The sequence below is a fragment of the Nostoc sp. CHAB 5715 genome, assembly GCF_020829685.1.
Taxonomy (GTDB): domain Bacteria; phylum Cyanobacteriota; class Cyanobacteriia; order Cyanobacteriales; family Nostocaceae; genus Nostoc.
Genome location: NZ_JAIVFR010001134.1, coordinates 1 through 2,204, shown reverse-complemented (window position 1 = coordinate 2,204; position 2,204 = coordinate 1). Strand labels below are relative to the sequence as shown.

3 protein-coding genes and 1 tRNA gene are annotated in these 2,204 nt (G+C 43.7%); 3 read left to right on the top strand and 1 reads right to left on the bottom strand.

Annotated features, from left to right (window positions below):
• Positions 1-4: 4 nt before the first annotated feature.
• A complete protein-coding gene (locus LC574_RS36860; protein WP_229458579.1) occupies positions 5-148 on the bottom strand; it encodes a hypothetical protein in 144 nt (47 codons plus the stop codon).
• Between the two features lie 77 nt (positions 149-225).
• On the opposite strand from LC574_RS36860, the gene LC574_RS36855 reads away from it, so the two are divergent.
• The 3 genes from LC574_RS36855 to LC574_RS36845 all read left to right on the top strand — a co-directional run.
• Positions 226-297: transfer RNA gene (locus LC574_RS36855), tRNA-Thr, on the top strand.
• A gap of 199 nt (positions 298-496) precedes the next feature.
• Complete coding sequence (locus LC574_RS36850) at positions 497-913, top strand: DUF1822 family protein (RefSeq protein ID WP_229458578.1); 417 nt, start codon at positions 497-499, stop codon at positions 911-913.
• A 22-nt stretch (positions 914-935) separates the two neighbouring features.
• The coding region (locus LC574_RS36845; protein ID WP_229458577.1) for a CHAT domain-containing protein at positions 936-2,204 on the top strand (1,269 nt) is incomplete at its 3' end.

Below are 2,204 nucleotides of genomic sequence, written 5' to 3'. Positions count from 1 at the left end.
GCCTTCATGTTTCAATCCGCCGTGCTCGAACGGCATCCACCAGACATTTCCCAGCCAAGGCGTGCAACGTTGGTTCGGCGCGGTTGACCAAGCTTGCGGACGGGGTATCATCCCCTCCCTTGCGGCGTCTGCCGTGACGGGCTGTCATTGCATCCGGGCTTCGCGGCGTACGGACCCCGCGGAATTCGATCCAAGGCAGTGCATCTTGTAGACGGTCGATTGACCGCCGCTGTAGCTCAGTGGTAGAGCGCATCCTTGGTAAGGCTGAGGTCATGGGTTCAAGTCCCATCAGCGGCTTTCCCTGAGTTGTCCGAGGGCAGGATGCCCCGGAACCAGGCAACACGTTTCACACCCGCGCGGGTACGGTTCTGGAATGCCGTTTCCGCCATCAGAACCGCGTTTTCCGGAGTATGAGTCATGGCAAAGGGCGTATTCACTCGTAACAAGCCTCACGTCAACGTCGGCACCATCGGTCACATCGACCACGGAAGTCAAGTTGAGCTACTGGTTACAAAATATAATTGATGCAGGTTGGCAACCGATAGAAAAAATTTTAGCATCAAAAACACCACAATTAGCTTTTCGTTATCAAAAGGGAGTGACGCGGGGTAAGCTGATTGACATGGGGATAGAACTTCCAGGACAATCGCTAGCATTAGTTGTTACACTCACACCAAAAAATTCCGTAGAAATCCAACTGAAATTGCAGGTGCATCCATCCGATGAGCAAGCCTACTTACCCAATAATCTCATCGTTAAAGTCTTAGATGATAAAGGCATTAATGTTATGGAAGCCCAGGCTAGAAGTGGCAGTAGTCATGTAACATTAGAGTTTAATGCTCAAATAGGAGAACGTTTTAGCGTTAACTTAGAACTGGGAAATACTAATATTACTGAAAATTTTGTTATTTAAGCACATTGGTTGATTCCTACCCATGCAGAAGTTGGTTGTGTTGAAGCTAGATGGTGATTTGAGCCAGGGGGTAAAAGTCACACTCGAAATTGGGAGAGAAGGCGATCGCGCCAGTATAGAAGTTCAAGGCTATCTGACGCCAAAGCCAGAGATCATTGCAGATTATGAGCTTTGGCGAATAACCTATCGCAGTTTATCAAATTTTCGCCTTACACCTGTGAGCATTCATGTCGGAAGTTCTCTGAATGAGCATCTTAAGAAATGTCGCAAGTTAAACGAGAAGTTAAGTCAGCAAATGAATAGTTGGCTCAACTGTAACTCGTTTCGCCCACTCAAAGAGAAATTACTCAAACAACTAACATTAGATGATACAGTTCGCGTACTAATCAAAACCAGTGACATTTGGCTACGTCGTCTCCCGTGGCATTTATGGGATTTTTTTGAGGATTACTCTCAAGCAGAAGTTGCCTTAAGCGCACCAGAGTATGAATATCTGGCAAAATCAAAGACAAGTACTACTGGAGGGAAGGTAAAAATCTTAGCAATTCTGGGTAATAGTGAGGGAATCTTGATTGAGAAAGATCGAGAGCTATTGGAGATGTTACCAGATGCAGAAACAACTTTTCTGGTAGAACCACAGCGCAGCCAGTTAAATGAACAAATTTGGGAACAAGATTGGGACATCTTATTTTTTGCAGGTCATAGTGAAAGCCTTGAGGATGGTAAGAGCGGCAATATTTATATTAATAAAACAGATTGCTTGACAATTGATGAACTAAAGTATGGTCTTTTAAAAGCTGTCAGCAAAGGGTTGCAGTTAGCGATTTTGAATTCTTGTGATGGACTAGGACTAGCACATCAGTTAGAAGACTTGCACATCCCACAAATTATCGTTATGCGGGAAGCAGTGCAAGACTTAGTAGCACAAGAATTTTTAAAGAATTTCCTCAAAAAATTTTCCAGTGGTGAGTCTATGTACTTAGCAGTACGAGAATCAAGGGAAAAATTACATGGCATTGAAGATAAATATCCTTGTGCGGTTTCTTTACCTGTAATTTGTCAAAATCCAGCAGCAGTGCCACCAACTTGGAAAGATTTTTTGAGAAATCCCCAAACAGAAATTAGCAAGCCTCAAGTAAATAAATATAGAACTCAAGCGCAGTTACGGTGGCGTAGTATTAAAGTAATACTGTTATCAAGTTTGGTTATTACTGGTTTGATAATGGGAGTGCGATCGCTTGGGTTATTGCAACCATCAGAATTAAAAGCTTTCGACCACATGATGGGGCTA

Excerpts from the sequence above, each read along its gene's own strand:
- LC574_RS36860 (WP_229458579.1), bottom strand. The coding sequence starts at position 148 with ATGACAGCCCGTCACGGCAGACGCCGCAAGGGAGGGGATGATACCCCG.